Genomic DNA, 15,292 nt, shown 5'->3' on the forward strand with positions numbered 1-15,292 from the left:
GTACGGAGTGCGAGCAGGGCACCCCGTACCGCCGTACGGCAGGGTGGGTTACGGAATCAGCAGCACCTTGCCGGTCTTCGGGTCGCCGCCGCCCACCAGCGCGACGGCGTCCGTGAACCGCTCCAGCGGGAACTCGTGCGTGATCAGCGGCGCCGGATCGAGCAGCCCGAGCCCGAAGGCCCGCACCGCGTCGCACCACGCCGACGACGGCGCGCCGAAGACGCTGCGGATCTCCAGCTGGCTCACCGACAGGTGTACGGGGTCGATGCCGACCGCACCGGGCGTGAACATCCCGGTCAGCACCACCCGGCCGCCCCGCCGCGCCAGCAGGCACGAGGCGGCCGCCGTGGACGGCGCCCCGGCGGTCTCCACCACCAGGTCGAAGCGGCCGTTCAGCCCCTCCGCCTCGGCCGGCCCGATCGCCTCGGTCGCCCCGAACGCCACGCCCTGTTCGGCCCGGGCCGCCCGCGGGTCGATCACCGTCAGCTCGGCGGGGGAGGAGGCGGCCAGCAACTGCACGGCCAGCAGCCCCAGCGTCCCCGCGCCCACCACCGCGACCCGCTCACCGGGGCGCGGCCGCCCCGCCCGTACCGCCGCCGCGACCACGGCGGCCGGCTCCAGCAGGGCCGCGGCCCGCAGGTCGGCGGCGTCGTGCAGCGGGTGCAGCAGCCGCGCCGGCACGGCGACGTGGTCGGCGAAGGCGCCCGGCTCGGTGAACCCGGTCTCCGCGTACCCGCCCTCGCAGAGGCTGGTCTCGCCGCACCGGCAGCGCTCGCACGCCCCGCACGCCCGGAACCCCTCCGCGACCGTCTTCCGGCCGACGAGCGCGGGATCGACGCCCTCGCCCACCGCCTCGACGGTCCCGGCCCACTCATGGCCCGGGACCACCGGGTAGCGGACGTACCCGGGGTCCCGGTGGCCGTCGTACACCTCACGGTCGCTCATGCAGATCCCGGCCGCGGCGACCCGGACGAGCACCTCGCCGGGGCCGGGCGCCGGCACATCGCGCTCGACGATCCGGTGCGAACCCGGCTGGTGGATCACCAGCGCACGGCTCACTTCGGGGCCCTCTTCTCCCAGCCCTCGGCCCACAGGTCGAACCGGGCCCGCTGCTGCGGGAACTCGGCCGCCGCGTCCACGTCCAGCTCCACGCCGAGACCCGGCGCGTGCGACACCTCGAAGCAGCCGGTGGCCGGGTCGACCTGAGGCGCGCCCTTGACGACCTTCTTGATCTCCGCGTCCGCGAAGTCGTTGAAGTGCTCCAGGATCTTGAAGTTGGGCGTGCAGGCCGCCAGTTGGAGGGACGCCGCGGTGAGCACCGAACCGCCCACGTTGTGCGGGGCGACCAGCATGTAGTGCGTCTCGGCGGTCGCCGCCAGCTTGCGGGCCTCCAGGATGCCGCCGATGTGCCCCAGGTCGGGCTGGATGATGTCGACGGCCTGCGACTCGAACAGCTCGCGGAACTCGATCCGGTCGTGGATCCGCTCGCCCGTCGCCACCGGCAGGTCCACCTTCTCGGCCACCTTCGCCAGCGCCTTCAGGTTCTCCGGCGGCACCGGCTCCTCCAGCCATGCGGGCGTGAACGGCGCCATGTCCTTCGCCAGCCGTACCGCCGTGGCCGGGCTGAACCGCCCGTGCATCTCCAGCATCAGCTCCGCGTCGGGCCCGATGGCGTCCCGCACCGCCTCGATCAGCGACACCGCGTACCGCGTCTGCTCGGCGTCCAGCTCGAAGTGCCCGGTGCCGAACGGGTCGATCTTCAGCGCCCGGTAACCGCGCGCCATGACCTCCTTCGCCGCCTGGTGGTACGCCTCGGGTGTCCGCTCGGTGGTGTACCAGCCGTTCGCGTACGCCTTGACCCTGTCGGTCACCTTGCCGCCGAGAAGCTGCCAGACCGGCACCCCCAGCGCCTTGCCCTTGATGTCCCAGCACGCCATCTCGACGACCGCGATGCCCGACATGACGATCTCGCCCGCCCGGCCGTAGTCGCCGTACTTCATACGGCGTACGAGATCCTCCACCGCGAAGGGGTCGGAACCCGCGATGTGGTTGGCCTCGGCCTCCTTGAGGTAGCCGATCAGCGCGTCCGTATGCCCCAGCATGCGCGTCTCGCCCACACCGGTGAGTCCCTCGTCGGTGTGGACGAGCACATAGGTGAGATTGCGCCAGGGGGTCCCGACGACATGAGTGCTGATTCCCGTGATGCGCACGGCAGTTGCCCTCTCCGAGCTCGTTCGATATTTCGTCACACGTTCGAAATCTTGGCGTGACCGTAATCAGCCACTCGGGAGGTGTCAATGGTTCGCACCGCTCTGCTTCCGGATCCGTTTCCCCCGCGGCCATTGCCCGGCGAAGTCGGCTGCGGTTAGCCTGTGTTCGTCATACCGGTCAAAGGCCGAAGTTTCGAACGAAGGGGTGGGTGGACGGTATGGGTCGTCTTGTCCCCGCTGTGACCAGGGCGCTCGACATCCTGGAACTGTTCCTGGAGGGCGACGGAACCCTCTCCGCACCGGAGGTCACCCGCAAGCTCCAGCTGCCCCGCACCACCGTCCACGAACTGCTCACCACCCTCGCCGCCCGCTCCTACCTGGTGCCCCTGCCCGAGCAGCCCGGCCGCTACCGCCTCGGCGTACGCACCTACCAGCTCGGCAGCCGGTACGCCGAACAGCTCGACCTCGCCGCCGAGGGCCAGCGGGTCGCCCGGGAGGTCGCCGAGACCTGCGACGAGACCGTGCATGTCGCCATCCTGGAGGACACCGACGTGATCTACATCGCCAAGGTCGACTCCACCCACGCCGTCCGCATGGTCTCGGCGGCCGGCCGCCGGCTCCCCGCCCACTGCACATCCGTCGGGAAGATGCTCCTCGCCTCCCTGCCGCAGCGTGAACGGGACGCCCGGATCGAGGGGCGGGACCTGGTCGCGATGACCCCCAACAGCCTCACCGACCCCGACGCACTGCGCGCCGAGCTCACCGCGATCCGCGAGCGCGGCATCGCCTCCGAGCACCGCGAGTCCAACCCGGACGTCAGCTGCGTCGCCGCCCCCGTGCGCGACAGCGCCGGCCGGGTCGTCGCCGCCCTGTCCATCTCCGTCCCCATGATCCGGTGGAGCGAGGAGCGCGAGGCCGAACTCGCCGAACTCGCCGCCAAGGGCGCCGACGACCTCTCCGTCAGCCTCGGCCACCGCGGCGGCGGCCGGTGAGGCGGGCGACCGGTGTCGAGCTCGCCGTACGGGAGTACGCCAGGCTCGGCGAAGGCCCCACCTGGGACCCCGCCGGTCGGCGGCTCATCTGGGTCGACATCCTCGGCTCCCGCGTCCACACCTACGACCCGGCGAGCGGCCGCCGTACCGTCATGGCCACCGAGCAGCACGCCGGCGCGGCCAAACCGCGGGCCGGCGAGGGACTGGTCGTCAACCTCAGGGACGGCATCGGACTGTACGACGCCGATGGGGCGTTCTCCTGGCTGGTCCACGACCCCGTCCCCGGGCGGCGCGGCAACGACGCGGCCGTCGCCCCCGACGGGGCGCTGTGGGCGGGCACGATGCGCTACGACGAGGCGGCCGGCGGCGGCACCCTCACCCGTATCGCCCCCGACGGGACCGCCACCACCGTCTTCCCCGGCGTCGCCGTCAGCAACGGCACCGGCTGGAGTCCGGACGGCACCCTCATGTACTACATCGACAGCCCCACCCGGCGCGTCGACGTGTGCCGCGTCGACGGCGAACGGGTTGTCGAACGGCGCCCATTGGTGGCGATCGAGCCCGGCGCCGGCTTCCCCGACGGCCTCACCGTCGACACGGACGGCTGCGTCTGGGTCGCCCTCTGGGACGGCGCCGCGATCCGCCGCTACACGGCGGACGGCACCCTGGACAGAGTCGTCGAGCTGCCCGTACGCCGCCCCACCGCCTGCGCCTTCGGTGGCCCCGGACTGCGGGACCTCTACATCACGACCGCCCGCACCGGCCTCACCCGCCCCCATCCGCTCTCCGGCTCGCTGCTGGTGCTCCCGGACGCGGGACAGGGCCTGGAGGGCGTGCCGTTCGGGGGCTGACATCCGGCGGCAAGCGCTTGCTACGATCGCGCCCTCGCACCGGCGGAGCGGGGGCCGTGCGAGCCCATCACCACCAGCTACGCAACGCGCGACGACGCGCAGGGAGAGGCCGCCGGTGATTCCCCTGACCCCCCACCCCCAGAAAGCACCGAGACCCCTGCCCCGGCCCGTCCCCGCACGGCGGGGGACAGCCGCCGACAGTGACGCCGCCGCCGAGTTCCACGACTTCTTCGAGCGTCACTACGCCGAACTGGCCCGCCTCGCCCACCTGCTGACCGGCGAGGCCGACGCCGCCGACGACCTCGCCGCCGACGCCCTGCTCGCCCTCTGGCACCGCTGGGACCGCGTCCGCGCCGCCGAACACCCCGCCGCCTACGCCCGCGGCGTCGTCGCCAACCTCGCCCGCAGCCGCATCCGCAGCGCCGTACGCGAACGCCGCCGCATCGCCCTGTTCTGGTCCCAGCACGCCACCCACACCGACGACCCGGACATACCGTCGGTCGTCGACGTCCAGGGTGCCCTGCGCACCCTGCCGTTCCGCAAACGCGCCTGCGTCGTCCTGCGCCACGCCTTCGACCTGTCCGAACGGGACACCGCCCTCTCGCTGGGAATCTCGGTCGGTACGGTCAAAAGCCAGACGTCCAAGGCCATGGCCCAGCTCGAACGGCTGCTCGGCGGCCGGGCGGCGACGCACCTCATGGGGAAGACATGGACGAGCTGAAGCGCCGGCTGCGGGACGCGGCCCACGCCCACCACCCCGACCGCGCGCGCATCCTCGCCCGTGTCGCACACGGCATGGCACCGGCCGCGACACGTACGCCGTGGATCAGGGTCGCGGGCGTCACCGCCGCGGTCGCCGTGGTGCTGGGCGCCGGGGCCTACACGGCGGCCGCCGGGCTCGGCTCCGACGTGGCCGACCGGAGCGTGAGCGCGCCGCGCCCGGGCCGCGTCCTGGCGGACGGCGCCGTCGCCCCGCACGGCAACCGCTTCTGGGCCCAGAACAACATCACCCTCACGTCCCCCCGGCCGCTCACCGCCCTCACCATCGACCTGCGGGTCACCCAGACGGGCGGCGTCGCGAGCACCGGCCACTGGCGCACCCTGCCCGCCGACGACTTCACCGTCTTCGTACGCGAGGACAAGGACGGCGCCCTCCACTACACCTGGACGCTCAAGCCCGGCCGTACCGCCCCCGCCGGACGGCACGTCTTCGCGGCCCAGTACAACCACGCGGAGGGCGGCCGCGACGCCACCGGAGACCGCTATACGGTCACCGCCACCGGCGCCGACGGCGAACCGACGTCCGTACGCGGCGACTTCGTCCCGTAACCCGCGCGCAACAATCTCCGTTCCGGCGGCAACCCTTCCGGTGGCGGCGACGACCAGCACCCGCAAGGTCTCACCCCCACACGAAGGAAACGGGACACATGAGTCAACGAGCCTCCGCACGGCCCGCACGGGCCGGACGTTCCACACGGGCCGCACACTCCCCACGGCGCACCGGGCGCCGCGCCCTCGCCGCCCTCACCGGCGCGGTCGCCCTGACCGGCGCCGCCGTCACCGCCGGCGTCGCCCTCCCCACCGCCGGTGCCGCGGCCGCCTGGCCGACCCCCAACGGCAGCAAGCCCGTTCCGGCGACCATCGAGTTCTCCGGCACGTACGACGGCGGCATGGCACGCCACTACGGCACCGGCGACCTCGGCGACGGCGGACAGGACGAGGGCCAGTCCCCGCTGTTCACCCTGGCGGACGGCGCCGTCCTGAAGAACGTCGTCCTCGGCTCCCCGGCCGCCGACGGCGTCCACTGCCTGGGCAGCTGCACCCTCCAGAACGTCTGGTGGGAGGACGTCGGCGAGGACGCCGCCACCTTCAAGTCGAAGTCGTCGAGCGCCGTGTACACGGTCACGGGCGGCGGCGCGAGGAAGGCGTCCGACAAGGTCTTCCAGTTCAACGGCGCGGGCAAGCTCACCATCACCGGCTTCCAGGTCTCGGACTTCGGCAAGCTGGTCCGCTCCTGCGGCAACTGCTCCACCCAGTACAAGCGCACCATCGTCGTCGACAACGTCGACGTGACCGCGCCCGGCGGCAGCATCGCCGGCATCAACACCAACTACGGTGACACCGCCACCTTCCGCAACATCCGCATCCACGGCGACAGCAGCAAGAAGATCAAGCCGTGCGTGCGCTACACCGGCAACAACACCGGCGCCGAGCCGGTCCAGACGGGCAGCGGTCCCGACGGCACGTACTGCCGCTACACGGCCTCCGACATCACCTACCAGTGACGACGCGGCCCTGCCGGCACCGGTTCGACCCCGGTGCCGGCAGGGGCCTTCGCCGGTAATGTCCGCTGCATGGTCACCATCATCGAGGCGCCGTCCGTGCTGGGGCTGCGACCCTCCGGCGTCCAGGACCTGCCGACGGCCCTGCTCGACGCAGGTCTCGCCGACCGCCTCGGTGACGCGGTACGCGCGGGCCGCGTCGACCCACCCGCGTACGACCCGAGGCGCGACGACGCCACCGGAATCCTCAACCCGGACGGCATCGCGCGGTACGCCGTCGACCTGGCCGACGCGGTCGGCGACGCCCTGGACTCCGGCCGCTTCCCCGTCGTCCTCGGCGGCGACTGCAGCATCCTGCTCGGCACCCTCCTCGCGCTGCGCCGCCGCGGCCGCCCCGGGCTGCTGTTCCTGGACGGCCACACCGACTTCTACCAGCCGTCGGCGGAACCGGCCGGCGAGGCGGCCTCGATGGAACTCGCCCTGGCCACCGGCCGGGGCCCGCGCCCCCTCACCGACCTCGAAGGCCGGGGGCCGCTGCTGCGGGACGAGGACGTCGTCGCCCTCGGCTTCCGCGACGCGGAGGAATCCGCCGAAGCGGGAATGCAGCCCCTCCCACCGGGGCTGTACGCCATGGACCTCGACGCCGTACGCGCGGTGGGCGCCGCCGCAGCGGCCCGCCGGGCGGTCGACCGGCTCACCGGCGGCGACAGCGACGGGTACTGGGTCCACCTCGACGCCGACGTCCTGGACGACGCCGTCATGCCGGCCGTCGACTACCGCATCCCGGGTGGGCTGACCTGGCAGGAGCTCGAAACCGTGCTGAGGACGGCACTCGCCGACGAGCGGGCCCGGGGGCTCGACGTCACGATCTTCAACCCGCGCCTCGACCCCGGCGGCCGTATCGCGGCCCGCCTGACCGAATGCCTGGCACGGAGCCTCGCGGCCCGCGCCCGCACCGGCCACTGAACCGGGACGCCGGGGGGCCGCGCCGGCCGTCGCCCCTGAGGCATCGTCCGGGGCGACAATGATCCCGTGACGAACGGCTCGCTCGACAACGGTGCGGTGGACGACGGTGTGGTGCACCGGGACGACGGGGTGAGCGACGACGGCGTGGTGGGCCACAGCGCGGCGGCGCGGCGCTACCGCGTGCTCGGCTCCACCCAGGCGCTCCGCCCCGACGGGACGGAGGCCCCGGTCGCCGGGGCGCGGCTGCGGGCGGTGCTCACCGCGCTCGCCGCGGCCGGAGGGCGGGCCGTCCCGGTCGGGCAACTCGCCGCCCAGGTGTGGACCGGCGCCCCGCCCGCCGACGAACCGGCCGCGGTGCAGGCCCTCGTCGGGCGGTTGCGCCGGGCGCTGGGCCGGGACGCCGTGGTGTCCGTACCGGGCGGGTACCGGCTGGGCGCCCGCCCCGAGGACGTCGACCTGTTCCGCTTCGAGCGGCTCGCCGCCGACGGGGCCACCGCGCTCGGCGCCGGCGACCCGGCGTGCGCCGCCCGGCTGCTCGACGAGGCGCTCGGCCTGTGGCGCGGGCCCGCCCTGGCCGACCTGCCCGGCCGGGACGGCGATCCCCTCGCCGTACGGGCCGAGCGCCGCCGCACCGAGGCGCGCCGGGACCGGCTGGCCGCCGACGTCGCGCTCGGCCGTCCGGAGGGCGCCCTGGCGGGCCTCGCCGAACTGGCCGCCGAACAGCCGCTGGACGAGCCGCTGGCCGCGTTGCGCATCCGGGCGCTGCGGTCGGCCGGCCGCCCCGCCGAAGCCCTCGCGGCGTACGAGGAGGTACGCACCCGCCTCGCCATCCGGCTCGGCACCGACCCCGGCCCGGACCTCAAGGCGCTGTACGCCGACCTGCTGGCGGCCGGCCCGGCACCCGAACCCGGCCGCCCCACGCCCGGCAACCTGCGCGCCCGGCTCACCACCTTCGTCGGCCGGGCCGGCGAACTGGCCGCCCTCGCCGACGAGGTGCGCGAGCGGCGGCTGGTCACCCTGCTCGGGCCCGGGGGCGTCGGCAAGACCCGCCTGGCACTGGAGGCCGCCGACGCCGCGCAGGACGCCTGGCCCGACGGCACCTGGCCCGACGGCACCTGGCCCGACGGCACCTGGGTCGCCGAACTCGCCCCCGTACGCGACGAAGCCGACGTCCCCGAGGCCGTACGGAACGCCCTCGGCGCCCGCGAACCGGTGCGCTGGGGCGCCGAAACCCCGGCCCGTGACCCGCTCGCCCACCTCCTGGACCACTGCGCCGGGCGCCGTCTGCTCCTGGTGCTCGACAACTGCGAGCACCTCGTCGGCGCGGCGGCCCGCCTCGCGGAGGCGCTGCTCACCACCTGCCCCGGCGTCACCGTCCTCGCCACCAGCCGCGAACCGCTGGGCGTCCCCGGCGAAGCCGTACACGCCGTCGAACCCCTGCCTGAAGACGCGGCGCTCCGGCTCCTCGCCGACCGCGGCGCGGCCGCCCGCCCCGGCTTCCGCACCGACGACGACCCGGCGGCGTGCGCCGAGATCTGCCGCCGCCTCGACGGGCTGCCCCTCGCCCTCGAACTGGCCGCGGCCCGGCTGCGCGCCCTGACCCCCCGCCAGATCGCCGACCGGCTCGACGACCGCTTCCGCCTCCTCGACCGCGGCAGCCGCACCGCCCTGCCGCGCCGGCAGACCCTCCGCGCGGTCGTCGACTGGTCCTGGGACCTGCTCGACCGGACCGAGCGCACGGTCCTGCGGCGGCTGGCCGTCTTCTCCGGCGGCTGCACCCTCGACCAGGCCGAAGAGGTCTGCGCCGAGCCCGACACCCTCGCGTGCCTCACCTCCCTCGTCGACAAGTCGCTCGTCGTCGCCGCCCCCTCGCCGGCCGGTGACGCAATGCGCTACCGGCTCCTGGAGACCGTCCTCGACTACGCCGCCGAACGGCTCGCCGAGGCGGGGGAGCGGGAGGCCACCGCCCGCCGCCACCTGACCGCCGTACGCGAACTCGCCCGCACCGCCGGTCACGACCTGCGCGGCCCGCGCCAGACCGCCGTGCTGGAGACGCTCGACACCGAGCACGACAACATCCGCGCCGCCCTCCGGACCGCCGTCGACCTGCGCGAGGAGCACGAAGGACTGTGCCTGGCCCTGTCGATGAGCTGGTTCTGGCAGCTGCGCGGCCACCTGAGCGACGCCCGCACCTGGTCCTCGGCCGTCGCCGCACTCGGCCCCGACCCGTTCCTGCCGCCGGTACGACACGCCGTGCCGCTGCCCGGACGGTGCACCGACACGCCGCCGCCGTGGGCCGAGGAACAGTTGTGGGAGGCCAGGCGGGGCGTACGCCTGATGGTGCTGGCCGCCGACGACAGCCAGGGCGCGACCCGCCCGTACCTGGAGGCGGTCGCCGAGGCGTACCGGCCCGGCATGCCGCAGAACGGCCGCCAGCCCGGCGCCATGTGGTTCTTCGCCCGGCTGCTGCTCGGCGAGTTCGGCGGTCTCGGCGAGACACTGGACGCGTACGTGGCGTCCTGCCGGGAGTACGGCGAGGACGCGGACCTCGGACTCGCCCTGCTGATGCGCGCCAGGCTGTCACCGGACGGCGGCGGCGACGCGGCCGAGGCGCTGGGCCGGTTCGAGGCGGCCGGCGACCCGTGGGGCGTCGCCGAGGCGCTGTCGGCGCGCGGCGAGGCGCACGACGCGGCGGGCAGGTACGCCGAGGCCGCCCTCGACTTCGAGCGGGCCATGGAGAGCGCCGAGCGGATCGGCGCGCGCGGCCAGGTCCCGGTCTTCCGGGCGCGGCTGGCGTCCGTACGGCTGCGCGGTGACGCCGGAGCGGCGGAGCGTGAGCGCGCCGAGCGCATGCTCGTGGAAGCGGCCGAGGACGCGGCGCGGCACACCGTCGAGGCGGTCGGCACCGCCCGGCTGCTGCTCGCCCAGCACTACGGACGTACCGGGCGCGTCGCCCTCGCCAGGCAGCAACTGGACATCCTCCGGGCGAGGTCCGTGCCCGGCACGCCCCAGATGTTCACCGGGATCATCCTCGGCCTGCACGGCTGGCTGGACTGCCTCGACGGCGACCACACGCGCGCCCGGCAGCGTCTGGCGGAGGCCGTGCGCCGGCTGGAGACCCTGGCGTACACGGTCGCCCCGGACCTGATCCTCAGCCAGTTCCCCACCGCCGCCTGGGCCATGGCCCGGCAGGGCGACCCGCGCGACGGGGCACGGCTGCTCGGCGCGTACGACCGGCACGCCGACGGCCCCGCCGGTACGGGCTTCGGCCGGCTCCCCCTCGACGTGGAGGCGGACCTCAGGCGCCGTGCCGAGGCGGAACTGCGCGCGGTGCTGGACGGCGAGGCGTACGCCCGCGCCCACGCCGAGGGCGGCGACCTCACGGTGGAGGGCGCCGCCGCCCTCGTACGCTGACGGCTACCCTCCCGCCGACCGCTCCCGCGCCTCGGCGAGGTCGGCGTCCGTCGGCGCGTCGTCCTGGCTCAGCCGGCGGCGCCAGTACCCGGTGAAGTCGACCGACCGCTTGTCCAGGCCCCGCTCGTCGACCAGGTGCCGGCGCAGTGCGCGCACCACGCCCGCCTCCCCGGCCAGCCACGCGTACCCGGTCCCCGACGGCAGTCGGGCCGCCCGCACCGCGTCGAGCAGCAGCCCCTCGCCGTGCAGCCAGTGCACGGTCAGTTCCCCGTAACCGATCAGCGGCTGTTCCTCCGCCGCGTCGGGCACCTCGATGTACGCCACCGCCCGTTGGCCTGCCGGCAGCGCCTCCACCAGGGTGCCGAGGGCGGGCAGCGCCGACTGGTCCCCGGCCAGCAGCGTCCAGTCGGCCCGCCCCAGGACGACCGGCCGGGCGAACGCCTCCGACGGGCCGAACATCCCGAGCGTGTCCCCCGGCCGCGCGGCCCGTGCCCAGCGGGTCGCGGGCCCTTCGTCGCCGTCGTGGAGCACGAAGTCGATGTCGATCGTCCCGCGCCGCGGATCGTGCGCCCGGACGGTGTAGCTGCGCATCCAGGGCCGTTCGTCCTCCGGTATGGCGCTGTACGCCGCGTACCAGCGCATCACGTCGCCGTCCGCCCCGTCCGGTTCGGGCAGCACCGGTGTGGCCCGGCCCGGCTTCGGGAAGTACAGCTTCACCTGCTGGTCGGGACCGGCCAGAGCGAACCCGGCGAGCGCCTCCCCACCGAACGTGACCCGCACCATGCGAGGGGTGACCCGCCGGACGGCGGTCACGTGGACGTGGCGGACTGGCAGTGACATGCGGTTCTCCCTCGGTCGAAAGGTTCACCGCCCACGGTGGCGCCCGCCGCCGACATCCCTCCGACACCGCGCCCACACGGCACCCGCACCCGTTTGGTGTAGGGGATGCGATCCGGGTACCCGGCGACGACAATGACTGCAGGACGAGCAAGGAGGCGGCATGAACGCTGAGCCCGATTCGACCTCCCAGCGAGAGGGCGTCACGCCCGACAGGCTTCTGCACAGCGGCGCCGAAGGCGAATTCAACGCGGAAGACCTGGTCCTCGCTTCAGGACGTGACGTCAACCCCAAGAACCTGGCCTGGGCCGAGCGCAGGCTGGCCGAGAAGGGCAAGGCCGCCCTCGACGAACTCCTCCCCTGACGGCAGGCACCCCCGGGCCACGCGGCCCACCGCCGCGTGGCCCCCTCGCCTGGGGCCTGCGCTTCGGCACAAACCGCTACGGCGGGGCTTCGGGCCGGCCCCGGAGGGGGACGCGCAGTGGGGCGTGTTCTGGGCGTAAAACGACTGAGCTTGCGAGGGAGAGCCCAGGACATGCCCCCGGAGCGGACCCAACGGCAACCGCGCCCGGACGGGCGACCCACAGGAACCGGGCCGGCACGGCAACCGGCCGCTGAACCGGGCCGCGCCGCGCTCGCCGTCTCAGCCTGGGCCCGCACTTTGATGTGGCGCCTTCCCCCTGGGGCCTGCGCTTCGGCCGGGCGCCTTCGTCCCGGGCCCCACGCCCGCCCGCAGAAGCCTCCGCAACCAGCCGCGTCGCGGGCTCCGGGCGTGCCGCCAGGACCGGGCCCGGGGTTCGCGCCCGCGATCCTGGCAACCGCCAGTAACCGGCACGCCGGTGCACGCGTTGCCCCATGACTCCGTCGGGCGCCTGTCGCCACCGGCCCGCGTCGTGGCCGCACGCCCGCACCGGCCCAGCGGGCCGGGGACCGGCCGTTCCCCGTCAGTTACCGCCGGCCCGCGCCGCGGCGCCGCGCCCGCCACGACGAGGGCCGGCACGGGCCGGCGCCAGGCGCCCGGACGACCCGTGACGCCCCGCTCGCCCCGTGGGCCGGAGCGGGCCAGTCGGTCACGACGCCGACGTATCCGACGTACCCGCCATACTCGACGTACCGGACGCCCCCGGCGTAACAGCGCTCAGCGGTCGCCGCAGCGACGAGCGGCCGTGGTCCCAGGCCGCCAGCACCCGGCTCTCCCAGAGCTCGTCGAGCCAGACCGTCGCCCGGATGCCGAACGCCACGTCCCCGGCCAGCTCCGGCTCGCGGGCCAGCAGGTCGCCCAGGACGTCGCGGCGCATCACCTGCTCGTGGACCGCGTCCGCCTCGATGTGCTCGGTGAAGAACCGGACGCACCGCTCCTCGGCGCCCAGCCGCTCCAGCGCCTTGGCCATGCGCCGGGCGCCCGGCGGTGAGGTGATCTCCAGGACGGCGAAGTTCCCGGCCGCCGCGCCCCGCAGCGAGCGGTGCAGCCCGAACAGCGACATCACGTTCACCGTCGCGAGCGTGGTGGCCGGGGCGAGATCCAGGTAGCGGCCGTACGAGGCGTCCAGCCCCGCCCCCTCCATGAGGTCCGCGAACAGCCGGGCGTGCACCCGCTCGCCGCGCCCCGCGCCGAACTCGTCGTACGCCACCGCCACCAGTGACGCCTTCGCCTGCCCCTCCAGGCGCGGGATCAGCCACGCCTGCGGATCGGACTCCTTGAGCTGGTACAGCGAGCGGTGCACCAGGTACTCCCGCATCAGCGCCCAGGTGCCGTCCTCCAGCAGGCGGTGCGACACCCCGTGACCGTCGACGGGCTCGAGCAGCAGCGGGTCCAGCGCCGCCGCCACGTCGTCGCCGCCGGGCACCGCCTCCCGCAGCGCCCCGAGGAACGCCTCCTCCATAGGGCGGCGCAGCCCGAGCAGCCCGGCGTCCCACTCCCGCTCCCCGGCGACGCCCTCCAGGTCCCGGTAGTGCGGTTCGTACGACAGGTACAGCGCCAGCTGGAGGTCCTCGCCCAGAGGGTCGGCACCGGCCACGGTCACCTCCGGCGCCGTCCCGCCCAGCAGGACCTGCCGTACGGCGGCCGAGAGGGGGCCCCGTTCCTCCGGCAGGGGAGCCGCCACCGTCATTCGCCCTCCTCCACGTCCACCACGTTCTCCGTGTCCTCCACGTCCATCTGCTCCAGCGGCCGCAGCGCCGGCCCCTGCACCACCTTGCCGTCCACGTCGAACCGAGAACCGTGGCAGGGGCACTCCCACGCGCACTCCTCGTCGTTGAAGTGGACGATGCACCCCAGGTGCGTGCAGCGCGCCGACACCCCGTGCAGCGTGCCCGCCGCGTCCCGGTGCACCGCCAGCCGCCGCCCCCCGACCCGTACGACCGCACCGCCGCCGCGCGGGATGTCGGCCGTCGAGTCGGCGTGCGCGCCCGGCAGCCGGTCGCCGATGAAGTGCTTGCCCACCTGCGCCTGGAGCCGCAGCATCGCCGGCGCCTCGCGCACCGGGTGCAGCCGTACCGGGTCATACAGGCTCGTCCAGGCGGGCTCGCGGCCACGGATGCGGGAGGCGATCAGGTCGCCCGCCATCACGCCGTTGCTCATGCCCCAGCCGGCGAAACCACTCGCCACGTACGCGTGCCGCGACCCGGCGTGCAGCCGCCCCACGTACGGCACCCGGTCCGTCGTGACGTTGTCCTGGGTGGCCCAGCGGTGCGTGAGCTCCACGCCGGGGAAACGCTCCCGCGTCCAGGAGGTGAGCTTCTCGTAGCGCTCGCCGACCTCGCCCTCCTCCACGGTGCCGGGGGTGAACTTCTCGCCCGTGACGATGAGCATCCGCCGCCCGTCCTCGCCGTACGGCGCCGTCCGCACCGAGCGCGTGTTGTTCTCCCACGTCAGGAACATCCCGTCCGGGTCCTGCCCGTCCGGGACCGGTCCGGCCACCACCAGCTCCCGCTTCGGCTCCAGCCGGGTGAACAGCAGCGCCCGGTCGAAGACGGGGTAGTGGGTGGCGACGACCACGTCACGCGCCTTGATCGTGTGCCCGGCGCTCGTGGTCAGCTCGCACGGCGAGCCCTCCTGGAGCCGGGTCACCCGCGTCCGCTCGAAGATCCGCCCGCCCAGCACCTCCAGGTCGGCGGCGAGCGCCAGCAGGTACTTGCGCGGATGGAACTGCGCCTGGTTCTCCACCTTGACCGCGCCCACCACCGGGAACGGCAGCGGCGTCTCGGTCACGTACGAGGCGGCCAGCCCCGCCGCCCGTGCCGCCTCCGCCTCCTCGCGCAGCTGGTCCGCCTTCGCCGGATCCTCGGTGTACGTGTACGCGGGCAGCCGCTCCAGATCGCAGTCGATGCCCAGCTCCTCGCTCACCTCGGCCACATGGTCGATGGCGATCTGCTGCGAGTGGGCGTAGAGCCGGGCGGCCCGGGAGCCGTGGATCCTCGCGATGTCCGCGTACACCATGCCGTGCAGCGCCGACAGCTTCGCCGTGGTGTGGCCGGTCACGCCGGACGCGATGCGGTCGGCCTCCAGCAGCACCACCGGGTGCCCGGCGCGGGCCACCTCCCACGCCGTACACAGCCCGGCGATCCCGCCGCCCACCACGGCCACCTCGGTCTCGATGGGACCGTCCACGGCCGGGCGGCCTGGTCCGGGGGCGTACTCCATCCACAGAGAACCGGAACCGGAACCGGACGGAAAGCTCATCGCTCACTCCTTACACAGCAGGTCACCGGCGTTTCGCCGGGGAAGTCCGAGGTACCCG

Annotated in this window: 13 protein-coding genes; 8 read left to right on the forward strand and 5 right to left on the reverse strand. The window is 74.4% G+C overall.

Annotated elements, in window-relative coordinates:
- Window positions 1-48 precede the first annotated feature (48 nt).
- Together BKD26_RS26845 and BKD26_RS26850 are read right to left on the reverse strand one after the other, a co-directional pair.
- The gene (locus tag BKD26_RS26845; RefSeq protein ID WP_084903122.1) at window positions 49-1,059 is read right to left on the reverse strand and encodes an alcohol dehydrogenase catalytic domain-containing protein; all 1,011 of its coding nucleotides are present in this window, start codon (window positions 1,057-1,059) and stop codon (window positions 49-51) included.
- Window positions 1,056-2,210, reverse strand: coding sequence for a mandelate racemase/muconate lactonizing enzyme family protein (locus BKD26_RS26850; protein ID WP_084903124.1), 1,155 nt, complete (start codon window positions 2,208-2,210; stop codon window positions 1,056-1,058). The genes BKD26_RS26845 and BKD26_RS26850 overlap by 4 nt, the downstream gene beginning before the upstream one ends.
- Window positions 2,211-2,428: 218 nt before the next feature.
- On the opposite strand from BKD26_RS26850, the gene BKD26_RS26855 reads away from it, so the two are divergent.
- The 7 genes from BKD26_RS26855 to BKD26_RS26885 all read left to right on the forward strand — a co-directional run bounded on the left by BKD26_RS26855 (window position 2,429) and on the right by BKD26_RS26885 (window position 10,715).
- Complete coding sequence (locus tag BKD26_RS26855) at window positions 2,429-3,202, forward strand: IclR family transcriptional regulator (RefSeq protein WP_084903127.1); 774 nt, start codon at window positions 2,429-2,431, stop codon at window positions 3,200-3,202.
- The gene (locus BKD26_RS26860) at window positions 3,199-4,053 is read left to right on the forward strand and encodes an SMP-30/gluconolactonase/LRE family protein (RefSeq protein WP_084903129.1); all 855 of its coding nucleotides are present in this window, start codon (window positions 3,199-3,201) and stop codon (window positions 4,051-4,053) included. Before BKD26_RS26855 ends, BKD26_RS26860 begins: the two co-directional genes overlap by 4 nt.
- 157 nt (window positions 4,054-4,210) lie before the next feature.
- On the forward strand, window positions 4,211-4,774 hold the full coding sequence (locus tag BKD26_RS26865) for a SigE family RNA polymerase sigma factor (RefSeq protein ID WP_084903338.1): 564 nt from the start codon (window positions 4,211-4,213) through the stop codon (window positions 4,772-4,774).
- Window positions 4,762-5,382, forward strand: coding sequence for a hypothetical protein (locus BKD26_RS26870; RefSeq protein ID WP_084903131.1), 621 nt, complete (start codon window positions 4,762-4,764; stop codon window positions 5,380-5,382). Before BKD26_RS26865 ends, BKD26_RS26870 begins: the two co-directional genes overlap by 13 nt.
- Window positions 5,383-5,480: 98 nt before the next feature.
- Window positions 5,481-6,338: a pectate lyase gene (locus BKD26_RS26875; RefSeq protein WP_084903133.1), complete on the forward strand. Its 858-nt coding sequence runs from the start codon at window positions 5,481-5,483 to the stop codon at window positions 6,336-6,338.
- 69 nt (window positions 6,339-6,407) lie between these two features.
- The gene (locus tag BKD26_RS26880) at window positions 6,408-7,301 is read left to right on the forward strand and encodes an arginase family protein (protein ID WP_084903136.1); all 894 of its coding nucleotides are present in this window, start codon (window positions 6,408-6,410) and stop codon (window positions 7,299-7,301) included.
- A gap of 144 nt (window positions 7,302-7,445) precedes the next feature.
- Window positions 7,446-10,715 (forward strand): AfsR/SARP family transcriptional regulator, encoded by a 3,270-nt coding sequence (locus BKD26_RS26885; RefSeq protein WP_179166722.1) that lies wholly within the window; start codon window positions 7,446-7,448, stop codon window positions 10,713-10,715.
- 3 nt (window positions 10,716-10,718) lie between these two features.
- Here the strand turns inward: BKD26_RS26885 and BKD26_RS26890 are convergent, their stop codons facing one another.
- Complete coding sequence (locus BKD26_RS26890; RefSeq protein ID WP_084903139.1) at window positions 10,719-11,555, reverse strand: siderophore-interacting protein; 837 nt, start codon at window positions 11,553-11,555, stop codon at window positions 10,719-10,721.
- Between the two features lie 160 nt (window positions 11,556-11,715).
- Here BKD26_RS26890 and BKD26_RS26895 point away from each other — a divergent pair, with 160 nt between their 5' ends.
- The gene (locus tag BKD26_RS26895) at window positions 11,716-11,916 is read left to right on the forward strand and encodes a hypothetical protein (RefSeq protein WP_073756061.1); all 201 of its coding nucleotides are present in this window, start codon (window positions 11,716-11,718) and stop codon (window positions 11,914-11,916) included.
- Between the two features lie 706 nt (window positions 11,917-12,622).
- Here the strand turns inward: BKD26_RS26895 and BKD26_RS26900 are convergent.
- Window positions 12,623-13,663, reverse strand: a complete 1,041-nt coding sequence (locus tag BKD26_RS26900) for an iron-containing redox enzyme family protein (protein ID WP_084903141.1) — start codon at window positions 13,661-13,663, stop codon at window positions 12,623-12,625.
- Window positions 13,660-15,234, reverse strand: coding sequence for an FAD-dependent oxidoreductase (locus tag BKD26_RS26905; protein ID WP_084903144.1), 1,575 nt, complete (start codon window positions 15,232-15,234; stop codon window positions 13,660-13,662). The genes BKD26_RS26900 and BKD26_RS26905 overlap by 4 nt, the downstream gene beginning before the upstream one ends.
- Window positions 15,235-15,292 lie beyond the last annotated feature (58 nt).

Source organism: Streptomyces sp. CB03238 (genome assembly GCF_002099185.1).
In the GTDB taxonomy this organism is placed as follows: Bacteria; Actinomycetota; Actinomycetes; order Streptomycetales; family Streptomycetaceae; genus Streptomyces.

Bases quoted from the DNA above. Each gene is read 5' to 3' on its own strand.
- BKD26_RS26855 (WP_084903127.1), top strand. From the start codon at position 2,429: ATGGGTCGTCTTGTCCCCGCTGTGACCAGGGCGCTCGACATCCTGGAA.
- BKD26_RS26870 (WP_084903131.1), top strand. From the start codon at position 4,762: ATGGACGAGCTGAAGCGCCGGCTGCGGGACGCGGCCCACGCCCACCAC.
- BKD26_RS26875 (WP_084903133.1), top strand. From the start codon at position 5,481: ATGAGTCAACGAGCCTCCGCACGGCCCGCACGGGCCGGACGTTCCACA.
- BKD26_RS26880 (WP_084903136.1), top strand. From the start codon at position 6,408: ATGGTCACCATCATCGAGGCGCCGTCCGTGCTGGGGCTGCGACCCTCC.
- BKD26_RS26890 (WP_084903139.1), bottom strand. From the start codon at position 11,555: ATGTCACTGCCAGTCCGCCACGTCCACGTGACCGCCGTCCGGCGGGTC.
- BKD26_RS26895 (WP_073756061.1), top strand. From the start codon at position 11,716: ATGAACGCTGAGCCCGATTCGACCTCCCAGCGAGAGGGCGTCACGCCC.
- BKD26_RS26900 (WP_084903141.1), bottom strand. From the start codon at position 13,663: ATGACGGTGGCGGCTCCCCTGCCGGAGGAACGGGGCCCCCTCTCGGCC.
- BKD26_RS26905 (WP_084903144.1), bottom strand. From the start codon at position 15,234: ATGAGCTTTCCGTCCGGTTCCGGTTCCGGTTCTCTGTGGATGGAGTAC.